General features: G+C 46.5%; 14 protein-coding genes and 1 CRISPR repeat array. Of the genes, 3 read left to right on the top strand and 11 right to left on the bottom strand.

The window, feature by feature from the left end; all coding sequences use genetic code 11:
- Positions 1-20: 20 nt before the first annotated feature.
- Positions 21-659, bottom strand: a complete 639-nt coding sequence (locus B5M13_RS10140) for a class I SAM-dependent methyltransferase (RefSeq protein WP_245859916.1) — start codon at positions 657-659, stop codon at positions 21-23.
- Between the two features lie 103 nt (positions 660-762).
- A complete protein-coding gene (locus B5M13_RS10135; protein ID WP_080055567.1) occupies positions 763-2,202 on the bottom strand; it encodes an aminotransferase-like domain-containing protein in 1,440 nt (479 codons plus the stop codon).
- Between the two features lie 196 nt (positions 2,203-2,398).
- Between B5M13_RS10135 and B5M13_RS10130 the strand changes: the two genes are divergently transcribed.
- The 3 genes from B5M13_RS10130 to B5M13_RS10120 are packed head-to-tail and all read left to right on the top strand — an operon-like array spanning position 2,399 to position 4,646.
- Positions 2,399-3,598: an aminotransferase class V-fold PLP-dependent enzyme gene (locus B5M13_RS10130; RefSeq protein WP_080059871.1), complete on the top strand. Its 1,200-nt coding sequence runs from the start codon at positions 2,399-2,401 to the stop codon at positions 3,596-3,598.
- A gap of 57 nt (positions 3,599-3,655) precedes the next feature.
- Positions 3,656-4,237 (top strand): DUF1572 family protein, encoded by a 582-nt coding sequence (locus B5M13_RS10125; RefSeq protein WP_080055566.1) that lies wholly within the window; start codon positions 3,656-3,658, stop codon positions 4,235-4,237.
- A gap of 19 nt (positions 4,238-4,256) precedes the next feature.
- Positions 4,257-4,646, top strand: a complete 390-nt coding sequence (locus B5M13_RS10120; protein ID WP_080055565.1) for a nuclear transport factor 2 family protein — start codon at positions 4,257-4,259, stop codon at positions 4,644-4,646.
- Between the two features lie 394 nt (positions 4,647-5,040).
- Here the strand turns inward: B5M13_RS10120 and B5M13_RS10115 are convergent, their stop codons facing one another.
- From B5M13_RS10115 to cas8a1, 9 genes are all read right to left on the bottom strand, one after another.
- Positions 5,041-5,928, bottom strand: coding sequence for a dienelactone hydrolase family protein (locus B5M13_RS10115; RefSeq protein ID WP_080055564.1), 888 nt, complete (start codon positions 5,926-5,928; stop codon positions 5,041-5,043).
- Positions 5,929-6,133: 205 nt separating this feature from the next.
- Positions 6,134-9,639: direct repeats of the CRISPR family, unit length 30 nt; unit sequence ATTTCAATTCCACTCAGGTACGATTAGAAG.
- A gap of 216 nt (positions 9,640-9,855) precedes the next feature.
- Entirely contained in the window at positions 9,856-10,119 is a 264-nt protein-coding gene (cas2, locus tag B5M13_RS10110) for a CRISPR-associated endonuclease Cas2 (protein ID WP_080055563.1), read from the bottom strand.
- A 90-nt stretch (positions 10,120-10,209) separates the two neighbouring features.
- Entirely contained in the window at positions 10,210-11,235 is a 1,026-nt protein-coding gene (cas1b, locus tag B5M13_RS10105; RefSeq protein WP_080055562.1) for a type I-B CRISPR-associated endonuclease Cas1b, read from the bottom strand.
- 16 nt (positions 11,236-11,251) lie between these two features.
- A complete protein-coding gene (locus B5M13_RS10100; protein WP_080055561.1) occupies positions 11,252-11,770 on the bottom strand; it encodes a hypothetical protein in 519 nt (172 codons plus the stop codon).
- Between the two features lie 83 nt (positions 11,771-11,853).
- Positions 11,854-12,366, bottom strand: coding sequence for a CRISPR-associated protein Cas4 (gene cas4, locus B5M13_RS10095; RefSeq protein ID WP_080055560.1), 513 nt, complete (start codon positions 12,364-12,366; stop codon positions 11,854-11,856).
- A 3-nt stretch (positions 12,367-12,369) separates the two neighbouring features.
- The gene (locus B5M13_RS10090; RefSeq protein ID WP_080055559.1) at positions 12,370-14,700 is read right to left on the bottom strand and encodes a CRISPR-associated helicase/endonuclease Cas3; all 2,331 of its coding nucleotides are present in this window, start codon (positions 14,698-14,700) and stop codon (positions 12,370-12,372) included.
- The gene (gene cas5b / locus B5M13_RS10085) at positions 14,693-15,367 is read right to left on the bottom strand and encodes a type I-B CRISPR-associated protein Cas5b (protein WP_080055558.1); all 675 of its coding nucleotides are present in this window, start codon (positions 15,365-15,367) and stop codon (positions 14,693-14,695) included. The genes B5M13_RS10090 and cas5b overlap by 8 nt, the downstream gene beginning before the upstream one ends.
- Positions 15,367-16,440: a type I-B CRISPR-associated protein Cas7/Cst2/DevR gene (gene cas7i, locus B5M13_RS10080; RefSeq protein ID WP_080055557.1), complete on the bottom strand. Its 1,074-nt coding sequence runs from the start codon at positions 16,438-16,440 to the stop codon at positions 15,367-15,369. Before cas7i ends, cas5b begins: the two co-directional genes overlap by 1 nt.
- A 2-nt stretch (positions 16,441-16,442) precedes the next feature.
- Positions 16,443-17,867, bottom strand: a complete 1,425-nt coding sequence (gene cas8a1 / locus B5M13_RS10075) for a type I-B CRISPR-associated protein Cas8b1/Cst1 (RefSeq protein WP_080055556.1) — start codon at positions 17,865-17,867, stop codon at positions 16,443-16,445.
- Positions 17,868-17,870: the final 3 nt, after the last annotated feature.

Genomic DNA, 17,870 nt, shown 5'->3' with positions numbered 1-17,870 from the left:
ATCGCTGGCAGAAAGCGAGTTCAACATATCCCCCGAAACATGGCCAGCCAGTCACTTATTCCGGTTTCAGGGTCAGCCAGGGGCGTATTGCGGTCGAAATACTGCATAAATGCAATGGAGAAACCAGCTGTTTCCAACATCGTTGCATACTGCCCTAAACTCGGAAAGTAGTTCGGACTGGCGGGTTCATGTATACCTAACGCAGCCAGAGCAGTTGTAAACGCGGTCAGGATGCGCTGCACGTTGCCCTGCCCACCCATCTCTGCCACAAAACGCCCACCCGGTTTAAGCGCGGCAAACACATTGCTTAAGACCTTCGGTTGTTCAGTTTCAGAAATCCAGTGGAGGGTAGCATTGCTAAAAACCGCGTCGAAGGGTTGGTCTGCAACCCACTGCCGCGCATCCGCCTGTTGAAAGCGAAGATGCGGGAATGATTGACGGGCTTTTTCGACCATCGAAGCGGAGGCATCGACCCCTGTAACATCTGCACCATGTTGAGCGATCTGAGCCGTCAGTTCACCCGTGCCACAACCCAGGTCCAGAATTTGCTCGCCGGGTTGCGGTTCCAGTAAACGGAGCACATCGGTTCCATAGTGAAAGACAAAGGCGTGTTTTTGCTGGTAGAGATCAGCATTCCAGGGGTTTTGCGAAGAATTCATAGTCAACAGACGAGGTAGCGATAAACGTTGAAACAAAGAGGTACTATAAAAGCCAGCTATCCGGCCCAGCGTCCTGACGAGCGTTGTTTAGAGGCCCATTGATTCATACTGCCAGTTGCTGGTGAATAAGTTGTCCGATGGTTTGCAGCCCCCAGGCAACACGCTCATTAAAAGGCATACCGTAACTTAGCCGCATACAGTTGCCATACTGTGGCTGGAGGCTGAATACACTACCGGGAAGAATACTGATTTTATATACCGCTAGCTGATCGGCCAGAGCTAGTGTATTAATCCGGGCATCTACCTCGACCCATAAGGTAAATCCACCCTGCGGCTCGCTGATGCGTGTGCCCTCCGGGAAGTAGGTACGAATGGTCTGTTGATAACGCTGGCAATTACCTTTTAGCCGCTGCCGAAGTCGGCGCAGGTGCAGTTCATAGCGATCATTGGCCAGGAAATTAGCCACTGCCTGTTGCGTTAGTCCTGGCGAAAAACCACCTTGATACCGCTTTATCTGAAACAGGGCCTCATAGTAACGTCCCGGAGCTACCCACCCTACCCGATAGCCAGGAGCCAGTGTTTTGCTAAAGGACCCACACCATAAAACCAGCCCTTGCCGGTCGAAAGCTTTACAGGGCAATGGCCGGTCAGGAGCAAAATGCAGGTCGCCATACAGGTCATCTTCAATGAGTGGAATCTGGTAGCGCTCCATCAGCCGTACCAGTCGTTGTTTGTGTGTGGCTGGCATACAGCAGCCGAGCGGATTGCTAAAGCTGGGCACCAGCAAACAGGCCTGCACCTGTCCTACTTGCAGATGCCTTTCCAGTACATCCAGGTCAACCCCCGTCAGCGGATCGGTCGGTAGTTCGAGCACCTTCAGTCCCAGCGACAGGATGGTTTGAAGAATGCCGAAATAGACAGGGCTTTCGACCGCAACGGTATCGCCCGGCCGGGTAACGGTTTTCAGACACAGGGTTAGGGCTGCCGTACAGCCTTCGGTTGTAATAATTTCCTCGTCGGTCAATTGACTACCCCAGAATAGGGCATAGCGGGCAATTTGTCGGCGCAATGCCTGGTTCCCGGTCATCTGCTCGTATTCAATACCCCCATGCGGCAGTTCGCGCTGAGCCTGCTGGAGCGCCTTCGACAACTTCTTTACGGGCAACAATTCGGGGGCGGGTACACCCAGCGACAACGGAAGCCAGCCCGGCTCTTGCTGCTGCCGCACCCGTCTCCGTAATACCGACTCCTGATCGGACAGGCTCGTCTGATGGGCCATTGCCTGCGGCTCCGATCGGTGCGGCACAGTGTCCATCCGATCAATCAGTGTCCGAGCATAGTAACCCGACTGAGGGCGAGCCTCCACTAAGCCTTCTGCCTCCAGACAATAGTAGGCTTGCTGTACAGTGTTGATGCTAACGCCCAGTTCCTGACTAAGCATCCGAACCGAAGGCAGTTTATCCCCCTCAGTTAACACCCCCAGCCGCAACTTATCGCCCAACTGACGAGCGACCTGCTGATACTTGGGCATCGATCCATTCATAGCCGGTTACTGATTGCGAAAGAGGTTTACACAACAAAAGTAGCGTACCCATCTGTACGGATTACCATACAGATTTCACGAAAGTGATCCGTACAGTTCCTCTGGTTCACCTAACAATTAATAAAGCCATCTGTACGATCCAGGAATCAATAAAGTGTATCTGTTTCCGTACAGTCTGGATTCCGTTTTTTGCCCCATGCAAATTCAGACAACTTCTTTTCCAGATCTCACCCGATTGCGGGCCGATACGCCCGGCTGTAAGGACCATCTTTTTATGAATAGCGCCGGGGCCTCTTTAATGCCAGAACCCGTTGTGAAAGCCATGATGGAGTATCTCCAGCAAGAAACACAGTTGGGCGGTTATGAAGTCGAACGGTTACGTAGTACCCAGATTGCCCGATTTTATGACGAAACCGCCCGGCTGCTGAATACCAAACCGGGCAACATAGCCTATGCCTACAGTGCCACCGATGCGGGCTTTCAGGTTTTGTCGGCCATACCCTTTCGAGCCGGCGATACGATTCTGACGACCACGAACGATTACGTGTCTAACCAATTGGCGTTTCTATCCATGCAACAACGATTAGGCATCCGATTGTTGCGAATCAATGATCTGCCCAACGGTGACCTCGACCTGACGCATCTGGATGAGTTGATCCGCACGCATCGACCCGCCCTGGTAGCTATTACACACATTCCAACCAACTCAGGTCTGGTGCTGCCAGCCGAAGAAGTAGGCAGACTATGTCGGCAATACGGCGTCTGGTACCTACTCGATGCGGCTCAGTCGGTGGGGCAATTGCCGCTCGATGTCACTCAGATCCAGCCCGATTTTCTGATCGCAACGGGCCGTAAGTTTTTACGTGGACCACGTAATACGGGGTTTCTGTACGTTTCTGATCGCGTACTGGAGGCCGGATTGGCTCCGCTCCTCATCGACCGTCGGGCAGCTAGCTGGACGGCGCCGGATGCCTACACCTTACAGACAGGTGCCCGCCGATTTGAACCCCAGGAAATTTCGCTCCTTAGCGTCGGGCTGGCCGAATCCGTTCGGTACGCCAACGAAGTAGGCCTGGACGCCATTAGCCAGCAGAACCAACAGTTGATGCACCGACTCCGAACGAGCTTGCAACAAATCGATGGGCTGACTCTATTGGACCGGGGCGCCCGACAAAGCAACCTCCTGACCTTTCATACCACCCGCCAATCGCTGGCTGCGCTGGATGCTTCACTCAGACGTGAGCGCGTAATTTTTACCGTACAATATGCCGCTGCCGCCCTGATCGATTTCCAGCGAAAAGGCATAGACTGGCTCATTCGGTTGTCACCTCACTATTTCAATACGCAGGAGGAAATCGATGCCGTCGTCGATGTCATCGATCAGGCGGTCCGATAAGCGCTCATTACCTTTGTCAGAATCAGCGCCGATTTTGTCCATAAACCAAGCTACCCCATGCAAAAGGATTATCTGAAAAGTGTGATCAGTCAGTTTGAGTACTATAAACTATTGGGTGACAAAACGCTGGCTCAGCTTCCCGATGAAGCGCTTTTCCGGCAGTATAACGCCGAAAGCAACAGCATTGCTACGATAATCAAGCACCTGTGGGGGAATATGTTGAGCCGCTGGACGGATTTCCTGACCACCGATGGCGAAAAAGAATGGCGTGACCGCGATGGGGAATTTGCCAATGATCTTCAATCCCGAGATGATGTGATTCAAAAATGGCAGGAAGGCTGGTCCGTGCTGTTAGGAACGCTCAGAACATTGCAGGAAGATGATCTGGCCCAAATCATCTATATCCGCAATCAGGGCCATTCGGTTCTGGAAGCCATCAACCGGCAACTGGCCCATTATCCGTATCATATCGGGCAAATCGTTTTTATCGGGAAAATGATGGACACTGATTGGGTATCGCTCTCCATACCCAAAGGAGAATCCCGGCAGTTTAATACCGATAAATTCGCAAAGCCCAAACACCGCGAACATTTTACCGATGAATTTCTGAAGCCGGAGCAGCCAGGTTCAGAGACCTAACTAAAGCCAGGAAAACACCATGACGCAACAACTAGCAACTCGATTTGCTGATGAATGGCTCAGCGCTTTCAACGCACACGACCTGACCGCCATTCTGGAGCATTATGCCGACGAACTGGAATTTTATTCACCTTTTATTCCACTCCTGAACGTCAACGACTCAGGCTGTATTACCAGCAAACGTGATCTGGAACGCTATTTTCAGATCGGGCTGGACACGTACCCCGATTTACATTTCAGCCTGCACAACGTGTTTGTTGGCATCGACACCTTAACGATTTATTACACCTCCGTTCAGAACCGACTGGCTTGTGAAGTATTTCGGCTAAATGCCGCTGGGAAAGTTGATCGGGTCTTCTGCCACTACACGACGGGCGCACCCTCCGATCAAAAAACAGCGAACAGCTAACGGCCTTGTTTTTCATGTAAACAACGAGCTACTAGCCCACCATTAAGGCGTTAGCCTACCGATTTAGAAAAGCGACCCATGGATCAGCCGAACCGTTTGGCACATTTACGATCAGTACGCATACCCGAAGCCCTAACCAAATTATCAATCACATGTATGATCTGGCCGTTAAAACAAAGAGCCTGATTACTGTACTGAAGGGCATATTAATTGTCCAGCGCCCCCAGTTCTGGATTTTGCGGGGAAAACAACCCGATTCATTGCGGCATTGCCTGAACTGGTCAGCACGATAGATGCCGAAAATGAACGTGACGTTCCTGGCTCATCACCTTAGAAACCCCACGTTCATTCAACGGCTTATCTAAGGCTTACGCATAGTCACGGATGAGGCTATTTATGCCAGTTTGCTCTTGAAGAAATCGATGGTTCGCTGCCAGGCAAGCTCAGCGGCCGCTTTGTCGTATCGAGGGGTTGTGTCGTTATGGAAGCCATGATTGGCATTTGGATAAATATAGGCCGTGTAGTCTTTCTTATTCTCCTTCAGTGCAGCTTCATAGGCTGGCCAGCCAGCATTAACGCCTTTATCTAACTCACCGTAGTGTAACAACAAGGGCGCTTTTATTTTAGGTACATCGTCAACAGGGGGCTGACCACCATAAAACGGAACAGCAGCCGCCAGATCAGGTATACGCACGGCCATCATGTTGGAAATCCAGCCTCCGAAACAAAACCCTACCACACCCACTTTGCCGTTGCAGTTCGGATTGGTCTTTAAATAGTCCGCAGCGGCTATAAAATCTTCCAGCATCTCGTCCCGGTTACGCTTACTTTGCAGCTCACGTCCTTTATCGTCGCTACCGGGATAACCACCCAGGGGCGACAGCGCATCGGGAGCCAACGTAACAAATCCAGCCAATGCCGCCCGACGGGCCACATCTTCGATATGCGGATTTAACCCCCGGTTTTCGTGCACAACCACAATTCCCCCCAACTTCCCCTTCGTACCAGCGGGTTTCGACAGCAGCGCTTTGATTGTACCTCCCCCTTTAGGCGACGGATAATTCACGAATTCTGACGTCAGGCGTGGGTCATCAGCCTTAATTTGAATAGCGCCTTTGTAATCGGGCATCAAAAAACTCATCAATGACGAAACGGTAAGGCCACCTACAGCATAGGCTGATAATTTCTGGACAAAATCGCGCCGATCGATGCGGCTATGGGCATAATCGTCGTAAAGATCAAATACCTCCTGTTTAATGTCTTCTTTTCGGATGGGGTTCATGGTCGTTAGAATACGTGTTTGGTTTAAATGTACGCAATTCCCCGCTTTTACGGTATTTTCTTAATAGAAGCTTAGTTTACAACGTAGTAGCTCATTGACTACCACCACTCATTCCTATATCCGCCCTCATCGTTGATTGCCTTCAGCCAACTTATAGCCAGAATGTATCAGGCCTATAAGCGACTACTACCGCCCCTAGATTCAGAGGTCAATTCCACTTAGGTACGATTAGCTCAGTGGACCAATACGGGCAAAACCCGCTGTAAATTTCAATTCCACTCAGGTACGATTAGAAGGACAACTGCCAATGCTACCCTGGGCCATTGGATAGATTTCAATTCCACTCAGGTACGATTAGAAGGGGAGAGTCCGATATAGTGGTCACCCTGGCTCATATATTTCAATTCCACTCAGGTACGATTAGAAGTCTGTTGGCGGCAGCTAACAATAGCAATCAGATCAAATTTCAATTCCACTCAGGTACGATTAGAAGTCGAACACGCTGCGGCCAACGATGGCCCCTATGCCAAATTTCAATTCCACTCAGGTACGATTAGAAGACCGTTACCATCGTGATACCAATAGTTCGCGGCTGTATTTCAATTCCACTCAGGTACGATTAGAAGACCTGAAACAAACGTAATGGACTTAACAAATACACTATTTCAATTCCACTCAGGTACGATTAGAAGGAGTCCGGTCAGGTGATCATAAATGGCAAATCCCTATTTCAATCCCACTCAGGTACGATTAGAAGGCTACTTGAATTACCTAACCGGACACTGCATACCAAATTTCAATTCCACTCAGGTACGATTAGAAGTATAGAGTCCATACAGGCTGTCCGTTTGGGTCTGTAATTTCAATTCCACTCAGGTACGATTAGAAGGCAGCGGTTTTTGCTGAATCTGGTGCCCGCTACCAAGATTTCAATTCCACTCAGGTACGATTAGAAGTCGTCGGCATAAGTTAAGCCTTCCTCTACTTCAAATATTTCAATTCCACTCAGGTACGATTAGAAGCATTGATCTTACCCCGGTTCTGAGAGCCTGCTTTAATTTCAATTCCACTCAGGTACGATTAGAAGATTCCGGTTGATGGCGAGGGGAATGCTGATGCAGAATTTCAATTCCACTCAGGTACGATTAGAAGGACCTAACAACCGCGTTTACTGGACTTATCGGCTTTATTTCAATTCCACTCAGGTACGATTAGAAGCAAACCTGCCCAGAAAACTATGACCAATCGGGAGTATTTCAATTCCACTCAGGTACGATTAGAAGGCGCAAAACAAGTTTGTATACGTCCGCTGTCCCAAATTTCAATTCCACTCAGGTACGATTAGAAGAGGAGTTTTTTGCCTACATCACGGCACCGCACTACATTTCAATTCCACTCAGGTACGATTAGAAGCGTTCGACGCGTATATCGGTGATTTCTAGAAACAGCATTTCAATTCCACTCAGGTACGATTAGAAGGTTAAAGCGCGCTGCATAGGCCCATGTATCCTCTTATTTCAATTCCACTCAGGTACGATTAGAAGGTTGGTTCCCCATAGTCTGAAAACTTACCGGGAATATTTCAATTCCACTCAGGTACGATTAGAAGCTTCGCCTTCCGGTCCGTCCCATTCAACGTTTAAATCATTTCAATTCCACTCAGGTACGATTAGAAGGCGAAGGGTACACGGTGATAACGCTCTACGTAGAATTTCAATTCCACTCAGGTACGATTAGAAGACCGATTCGCTGGGGTACACGCACATTTTCGACGGTATTTCAATTCCACTCAGGTACGATTAGAAGTCATAGAATGCCCACTTTATCTGCTCACCAACTTTATTTCAATTCCACTCAGGTACGATTAGAAGGGTAGGCTGTTTGCCCCATATATACCCAACCCTTACCATTTCAATTCCACTCAGGTACGATTAGAAGTTTTCGGCTTTGAGGTACTGTTCAATCAGCCGGAACATTTCAATTCCACTCAGGTACGATTAGAAGGTGATCAGAAGTCAGTGGCTTGTAGCCGAACCCCTATTTCAATTCCACTCAGGTACGATTAGAAGTCATTGGCTTGTCAAATATTTTCTTCCCCCACCCATATTTCAATTCCACTCAGGTACGATTAGAAGACTTTAGCAACGTAGGCGGCAGCGTCAGGGATTTGGATTTCAATTCCACTCAGGTACGATTAGAAGACGAGTTTGTTGCCAAAGCCCTGCCGGGCCTTACCTATTTCAATTCCACTCAGGTACGATTAGAAGTCTATCCGATAGAGCGATGCTTAAACCACACATTTAATTTCAATTCCACTCAGGTACGATTAGAAGAGAGATCGACCCACAGGGAGACGAGTACTACCTGACATTTCAATTCCACTCAGGTACGATTAGAAGTCAGAACGCCAGGTTGATTCACTCTGTAGCTTTATCATTTCAATTCCACTCAGGTACGATTAGAAGGACCTAGCATCTTCTTCTCTATCTCTTCTTTTTTGTATTTCAATTCCACTCAGGTACGATTAGAAGCCTTCTTATTAAGGAACCTGTCGATACTACACCCTAATTTCAATTCCACTCAGGTACGATTAGAAGGCCGACACCTTTATAAATATAGTTCGCATTTGCCCTATTTCAATTCCACTCAGGTACGATTAGAAGAATAGCGTCAGGGCAAACTTTGCCCAAAAAATGCGCATTTCAATTCCACTCAGGTACGATTAGAAGACCTCGCCCAACCGCTCGACTCGGTAAACCATTCCTTATTTCAATTCCACTCAGGTACGATTAGAAGCCCCGCGTAACAAACAGCACTTTATTGGCAACGTATTTCAATTCCACTCAGGTACGATTAGAAGTAACGTATTATTGTGCCCTGTCGTCAGTGCCACACATTTCAATTCCACTCAGGTACGATTAGAAGTCTACAGCATCAGGTATGAGTCGCATCACTTCGTATTTCAATTCCACTCAGGTACGATTAGAAGAATGGCGCAACGCACCCGGCCCTCAGTTTATACTCTATTTCAATTCCACTCAGGTACGATTAGAAGCGAGCTAGGCGAATACTACACAAAAATCAACGTCAAATTTCAATTCCACTCAGGTACGATTAGAAGCCTAAAGACGGAACGCCAATTTTGTTGACCGTTGCATTTCAATTCCACTCAGGTACGATTAGAAGTCAAAAGCAGGCCCCTAATCCGTCTGCCTACAGGCCATTTCAATTCCACTCAGGTACGATTAGAAGGCCCTTCGTATGATGGTCACTGACTTTTGGGACAACATTTCAATTCCACTCAGGTACGATTAGAAGTCTCCTTAGAAATGAAGCGGGTCCAGCTAGCCAGGATTTCAATTCCACTCAGGTACGATTAGAAGTTTTCCAGAACCAGAACACATAGCCCTGCTGAAGTATTTCAATTCCACTCAGGTACGATTAGAAGAAAAGGCCCACGGATTCCCGAACGGGCTAAAAAAATTTCAATTCCACTCAGGTACGATTAGAAGTACACCCCGAAATGCTTCAAGTAAATTCGATATATCAATTTCAATTCCACTCAGGTACGATTAGAAGCCAGTAGGTGCCGGGCTTACCACCCGTTACCCCGCATTTCAATTCCACTCAGGTACGATTAGAAGACGAGCTGATCAAATCCGAGGAGGGCCTAAACTCCATATTTCAATTCCACTCAGGTACGATTAGAAGCCGTGAAATTACGACTAAAAAAAGGGCTTTCCTTCGCCCTATACCACTTTTTATCCGCTCGATTGGAAGATAATTATCGTCTATCAGCAATAGTAGGAAAATAGCCCGCGATCGACGACACCTATAAATCAACCAATTAGCTCCAATTATCCCCAATTTAGCCTATAAATACCAGCATGTCAAAGAACGCTTTGGCGGGATCGACGATACGAAGCACTACAGAAAATCGTCTGTCGATTGCCGTTCTACCCCTACAATTTGCTTGTCGAGCCACTTCTGGTCCCGGTTTTTAAACAGAATCAGACTGTCCTCTTCTTCGTTCATAATGCGCCTTGCCTCATACAATAGCTCTTTCAACTGCACCTCCGTCAGTTCCCCTTCAAATACTGAATTCTGAATCCAGTTCAAATAACGCCGACAGAGCTTGAGCATCTTCCCAACGCGCTTCTGCCCCATGTCGTAAACTAAAATTACATACATAATTAAAGAGCGAAAGAGTGAATGAGCGAAAGAGTGAAATTTTCGCGTCAGCCTTTCGCACTTTCGCTCACTCTTTCGCTCTTTATAAGGCTACCACCAGGCTTTGAAGGGTTTGTAGGCATCGATGCCGAGTAGATGCTTTTGTAATTTATAGCATTCCAGTTTGATCAGGTGTTTGTAGCTGACACTGCGTCCCAGCGATCGATGTTTGATGGTTTCCTTCAACGAGGCATCGAACTCCTGCAAAAACCGCTTGCGTGCGCCCTCTTTCATCAAACAGCCGCCCACTTCCATTCGAAAATCCGACGGTTGTAGCTGCCGCTTGTTCACCATCCGAAAAATGAGTCGGTCGACCAGAATCGGTTTGAAGATCTCGGCCATGTCCAGCGCCAGCGAGTATCGACGCGCCCCCGGCTCATGCAGGAAACTGATGGTCGGGTTCAGTTGTGTATGATAGATCATGCTCAGACAGGCCGTGTAACAAAGCATATTCCCCAGCGAGATCATGGCATTCAGTTCATTCTGCGGAGGCCGTTTGCTACGACCGTCCATACAGAAGGTCTCACCCAGAATCGCGTCGAAACAGCTATAGTAGGTTTGGCGGATATTGCCCTCAATGCCCATCAGCGTGGGAACATCTGGCGCAGTGGGCACCGACGCCAATAACTGCTCGATGGTCGCGATGGATTCGGGCAGGCAGTTAGCTTTTCGACGGTCGGCGCTCCGATTATCGTAGTATTTCAATACCCGCAGAATGTTGCAGGCAGCTCCCTCTACAAACGCCTGGGCAATGACCATGCGTTTTTTGGTCGATACATAGTGCTTCGTTTGCTCTACCTGCATCTTGCCCGCCAGCAGGTACTCGCGGGGCATAAACGAACCGGTATAGTGCTCGTAGTAATCGAAGAAGTGGACGGCAATACCTTCCTTACCCAGAAAATTATACAGAGCCGAATTGGCATCTAAACTCCCGAATATATACAGGTCAGACACCTGCTCGACCGGCAAAAATCGGGGCTGGCCTTCGTTGCCCTCCTCGTCCACAGGGGTAAACTTAAGGGTGTTGTCCTGTCGGCTCAGTCGCCCCGGATTCATCAGGTATTTAGTCTGTTTCATAACGCTTCTATAGGGATCATCGATTCAAAAAATAATCGCGAAACGTAGCCAGTTCCTCCCGCTCGATTTCGAGGTATTTTTCAAAAATACGGTCGCCCACCTGTGTCCGTAAAGCTGAAATCCCAACATCGATCAGCCGTAAGCCCTGTTCGGTGAGCAGGATATTATCGAATGCCAAACCATCAAGGTCAGACGGACGCTTCAAATCCCGATGCACAAAGCCTGCCTGATGCAGTTGAGCCAGTTCATCAGCAAATACGTCGTACCATAATTCTCGGCGCTCAATTTCATAGGCTCTGTAGTCAATCGGACGAATCCGCTCCATCACCAACATTTCAGCTTGTAACGCTTCATTATAGTCCAGACGAACAAACCTGGCGACCAGATCATTGACCGAATTGGCAAATTTCATTTTCTCGGCTTCCGACCCAATGTCCGATCGTGTATCGCCTGTAAACAGTTTCCCCACCTCGGTTTCGGATAAGGCAATGACCGCATTGTTAGCTCCTGCCGATAATTGACGTGGATATTTCATAAGTGTACATGTGAAAGTGAAATTGTACCGTCTGAACAGAGCGAAACGTGAACGAAAGATACCCGCTACAAGCGGAAGTCCACTCATGCATCCGATTCTTCGGCATAACAAAAATCGAAATAACTACACGACCGGCATTTGCTTTTCGCGATCCGATCCGGGCATTGTTCGGAATCCACTATACGTTCGATGTCCTGTACCCAGGCTTCTACCCTTGGTACGTCTTCGTCGTCCAGCCGGACGGGCTGTGTCTGACGTAGTTTCGGATACTCGATCAGGCCGGTGGCCCCTTGCACGCCATTTCGCCGGAGCAGATACAAATAGAACTGCACCTGCGCCACATGCGAATGCTCGAGCTTGTCCGACTTTTTGATCTCATGCACGACTTTATCCACTGGGTCGTAGAAATCAATTCGGGAACCATCCAGCAGAATTTCGCGGTATCGCTCAGCGCGTTGCGGGTATGACTTCCCACCGATAAACGACCCTTCGGCCACCAGTTCCGAGGTATGCTCCATCTCAATCTTGTGATGAAACAACCATAACTTCCGGTGACAGACTTTATAGTATTTAATATACGTGCCGGTGATAGTCATGAGTCAAAAATCGAAACCCGATGTATCTATCCATTCCTCCTGCTGGTCATATAGTAACCCAAGTTCTGAGTCATATTTCTTGGTTAGAATGAAATACTTAATTTCGAGAAGTGACCCATCTTTCTTTTCTATACTATACGACTTTGCTTGAAGATTTTGATCGTTCTCTCGCATTAATTGAGCAAACTTATTTTTACGAATTTGCACCTTAAGGCTTTCTGCACCAATAAAATCGAATTGGCTTAACCGCTCTATGTACGCTTCTTGAAGAACAACCGGCAATACTTTGATTCCGTCAAATTGCTTGTAGAAATCCTCCTCTCCAAGCTTTGAGCGGTACATAGGAACAAGTCGTTCTGCTGAAACAAACAAACTGTTGTAGATCAAGTCAAACTGTTCTTTCTGCTTAGGCTGCCAGTCTGAATAAACATAGTCAATGTAATACTGTAGTTTCGCTTCGTCGATTATGCCATCATTCTCCACATTAATTTCCTCAAAGGCTTTGATCGTTAAGGTTATAGTTTCAGCAGGATAAATGTACTGATCTGTTGGGTTGGACTCCCGAAAAACTACTACTGGACTTACCCCCTTTTCTCGCTTACGATTTACTCGACCAAATCGCTGTATCAGTGCATCAATTGGTGCGGGCTCGGTGAAAATGACATCATAATCAATGTCTAAACTTACTTCAATGGCCTGCGTACCAACCAACAATTTGATTGATCCATTTTCTTCTCCACGCTTTAACTCTAATTCGTAACTATTCCTATCTCTTCCATTAAATGCGCTATGGAGAAATACGGCGTTTTCAACTCGCTCATTTAGCTCATTGAACACCATCTGCGCATTTTTGACGGTGTTACAAACGACTAGCACCTTTTTACCTTCAGCCAAAGTCTGTCGAATCAGATCAAGGCTATTTGTTAATAATCCGTTCTGTAATTGGAGTCGATGACGAACGAATTGGCTATACAATTTAGGTGATGCCTTTACCTCTGTAAACTTACCAATAGCATCTTCCAATTCTTTTTTCAGAAACGTCGGCATGGTTGCAGTCATAATCATTACCTTGACATGCAAACAGTTCACAGCGTATTGAAGCAGCACCTTAATCTGAGCAAAGACATCAGGACTGTAAGCGTGAATTTCATCAAAAATGAAATAGCTACCCACCATCTCAAATAAACCCTGCTCAAAGCCTTTTAGACCGAATAGGTGTTTTAGAAGCTGAAACGGCGTCACCACTTTTACGGGCGTAACCAGCGTCTTGAACTTATCTCTCAGTTCGTCAATTTTCTCTTTTTTATGGCTGAGTGAATATTGAAAATCATCGAAATAGTCATACAAGTAATCGCTCAGCTTACCATGTAACATCCCGACGTAAGGTTGCCCCATTTCCTTACCCAATCGCTCGTACATTGCATTTATGGACGCAGTAAACGGTAGGATATAGAAAACCCGTCCTTGTCCAAAATGCTTCATCTGCTCACGCAGCCAGATAATAGCACTTTCTGTTTTTCCAGAACCTGTAGGTGACGTTAGAATAAGGTTGCCTAAAACGTTACCACAAGCCAGTTGATGATCATAAAAATCACGGCCATTAACCTGTAGATCAATGCGTTTCTGATCTAAAAACCAAAACTGCTCATCCGAAATATGTAAAAGTTCACGAACTCGGGCAGAGCCCAAATGGTCACAATGCTTTAGGCCACCAAACAACATTAGTAAATCAAAATACCCCGGATTGGTCGTATTCATTTTACTGACTTGCCCTTGATAAGACAAAATTACCTGTTCTGGGTGCTGAATCGAGAACTTGCCAAGCTTGACTCCATACTCATTATCAGCTAGCTTAATCAGTAGTTTGTCGCGTACATTTCTACGAAATTCATCTTCATATTCAAGACGCCCGTCAGCGCCTGGTAATCCAAAAGCACCCCCGTCAGACTGGTAGAAATCACAGATATAGCGCAGCCAAAGTTGTTCATAATCTTTATGATGCCCAGCAACGACCAATCGGATTAGCTCTTTAATGCGTTTGTCTTCGTCAAGTCCTTCAATAAATGGCAAGGAAAATAATTCATGTCGTTGTTTACGCCATTGATTAGATTCACCACGTAGCACTTTCTGAAAGTCAACATGACCTTTTCCGAGGTCGTGGCAAACAATAGCCAAACGCAGCACTCGCCAAAAATCATACGAGAGTCGTAACCTGCTGATTTGTGGAAAATTCGTTTGTAATATTTCCCAAATCAGCAGGCAATCATCGATATGCTCCTGTAAGGTGAGTTTGGGTTCTGACTTAGCTAGAATTTCATCATAAGGCTTAGTCATATTCCGAGAAATCTAATTGATGTATATAGATGTCAATCCCTTGTTTCCCCACCTGTTCATCATGAATAGCAGGAAGATTACCCTTTACTGGTGTGAGGTAGCTAATGATTGAATACGGCTCTGTCCCCACGTTTTGCCGAGGAAACGTATCTGTAAAGTATTTGGGCAGTGCCTGGATTTGGCCAGCTAAATGGTTTTCCTTAAATGGCACCACCTGACCAGCGATACGTGATGAATACGCAACTTCAGGCAAATCCATAGTCGCCACACTGTCGACGGTTGCTAAATCGTTCATTCGCCCGAGTACTAAGGAATAATACGGTTGCCGGAAAAAATCAGCCAGTGTTTTGTCTGTCAGATAAATTTTCAAACGTGCGTTATACAAAAACTCGCGCCGAATAATATTTGACTTGGCATTGTTTGTAGCTCTGCCGTTACTACTATCAATTTGGTAGATCGTTTCCAGATCAGACGCTTTTGCCTCAAACTGAAAATAATAGCCCAGTTCAAGCTTCTGGTGGTTCAGATACTGTCCAGCGGCTGCATTAATCAACCCCAATACGGTACTAACTGGCGGTACTTCCAGCGTTGGTTGAACACCACTAATAAGATTAGGATACCGAAAGCTTGCCGTCCAACTGCTTATGTCCACTACATGAACTTGCATCAGGGTAGCTGGTTTTCAAGTTGAGCGCAATACGCATCAATCGTTTCGTTGATTGTTCCAAGATGAACAGTCGGATAGCCTTCCCCAAGCGTGAGCAGTTCTTTCAATTCATCGTTATACTCATTCAGAAATCCGCTTCGCTTGCCAATGAAAACCGTACCAGTAAATTGGTCTTTATAATCTTTCAGAACTTCTTTTAGCCCTTCTAGATTCAAGGTAACTCGATCATTATTAATACCTTCGCTCGTAACGATATGCGAAAACGGATGATTGCCACTGCTTGTCGTCGCCAACACAATGAACTTCGGCGTCACATCGCCCATGTTGTTTGTCTGCATGGCTCCGCCTGAAATCGTCTTCAGTGCCTGAATAGTATCTTTGGCCCGTTGCAGACGTATATCTTTAGGTAGCTGAACCAGTTTTTGTGGATTGCCTTTACCATCTTTAACATACGGGTCATCGATTTCCACTGCACCTTGCTCAAGTGCTTCATTCTTTAGCTTTTGCGTAATATTCTTAAACCCTGTTTTGTTGTAGTTCGCAAACGTACCAAGCTGGGCTAAATCGAGCGAAAACATTCCCTTCATGATAGCACTGTATTCCTCCTTGCTGTACGGCACAGAATCACCATCCTGACGGGCCATACTTGACCAGTTTTCTACGGTTCGTGCAGAACCTACCGATACAATTGCCGAGTTTTTCAGCGGAGAAACACGAGTTACCGTAGCATCGACTTTTTTGGTCTTGCCCTTTTCATCAACGACTTCTTCTTTGACGGCTTTCATATAGCCGAAAACATCGTCGTCAGCATACAGAAAAGGATTAGCTTCCGTAAAAGCGATTTTGTTATCACGAGTAATTGGCGATAATGACCAACCTACGTTACGTTGCAACGCTTCACGCCACCAATACCGCCAGGCTTGGCCCGACACGTAGGTATGCGAACGACCATTTTTAGTAATCTTTTTCGTGGCGACAGCATTTTCAAAATTACTGCTGCTACTTTTTCCAGCGTTGTTTAGAGCTACAACGTCAACGTCCAGTAGGACAAATCCTTGGGTTTTAAGGTTCATTGTTATTCGTTTTCTGAGGTTTCTACTTCTTGTTCTTCTATTTCAGTCGGCACAATCATGTGATTATCGTGCAGTTTCTCATAAATCGCTATCAGCAACAGATCCCGGATTTCTCGCCAGCTAACCGTTTCTGGAAACAGATATTCCACATCCTCAAGCCGTATTAATGGCGTTGTAGGGTTTGTTTTATAATTGTCGTCAATCAGTTTTAGCAGGTACTGCCGTACTTCCTGAACGTACTTTGCCCGGTTAAGTCTGAGTATAGCTTTTTTGATACTATCCTCATCGCGACTAACTATGAAGCCCGCGACATCTTTGATTTTTTGAAGGGTTCGTTTATCCATATTTTTCACATAAAAAAGGTAGTTCTCAACAATCTGAAAGGGAAACTTGTGTTTTCGAATCCATTCCTTGAAATAAGGAGCTAGGGTTTCGCCATTGAGTAATCGCTCTAAAATGACATTACGCCATGTACTATATGAATCATAAGCAAGTTCTTCTTTAGCTGATACCCACGTATCAGAATCCTGGCTGTATTTCGCATCCTTATACTTTGAGTTTCGGTAATGAGCGGCTACAAACGGCCGCCAGTATTCAGAGTAAGAAATAGCTTGGCAAAGTGCATAAAAGCCAAATACTGTAGCTGGTAGCTGATACATAACCACCTCTGGCTTTGCTCCAAAATTGGTAAAGTGGTATAAGCTTAATGTTGTGTCATGAACTTCAACCACATTTTCATCAAACCGCGCAAATACAGCCTTTCTAATATTCTTGATACAGGAATCAGCAAAGGCAAAAAGAGCATTAGCCACAATCCCATAATCTGAACGCGCAACCCCACTGGCTAAGCCCCGACCAAGGGTAGTCAGGTGTCCATCGGGTCCGGTAAGCAGTTGTTGCACATAGTATTTAGCAACAATGTTATTATTACTGCTTATAAGTCCAATCTTATCACCCAACTGCATTACACCCAGCGGTACAAAAAAGAACCGAACTATTATCTCTTTTGATAAGTATAGCCCACTCTCAAAACCATGATGAAAATTGATAAACGTACTTGACCCGGAGAGAATGTGATTATCACGTCCAGCAGCAAACAGGTTCGTTTTGCGACCAGAAATACGACAATAACCAACCTGAGACGGAGCCGTCTCGTTAAGTATGCTCCGATAATAAACCATTGTCTCGGCTAGCTTACGCTTACTATCAAAAGCAGGTTGTGTGATCTTCGAGTTCAGAAAGAATGCGTGAAGATTGGCATTCCATTGGTTGATATACATGTTGGCTACATACTCAATCAATCCCAAAATGTCCTTATCCTTCAGGTTTGGGTCTTCCCAAAGCGTTTCGATGACGTACCCACCCACATCAGCGAAAGGATCACCTGTTGGTTGAATTAATGAGGTTATCTCTATTTGCTGTCCCATGCT

This window comes from Spirosoma aerolatum, from assembly GCF_002056795.1.
Lineage (GTDB): Bacteria > Bacteroidota > Bacteroidia > Cytophagales > Spirosomataceae > Spirosoma > Spirosoma aerolatum.
Note: the sequence above shows the minus strand (reverse complement) of the source record. Positions and strands in the feature narration are given on the sequence as shown.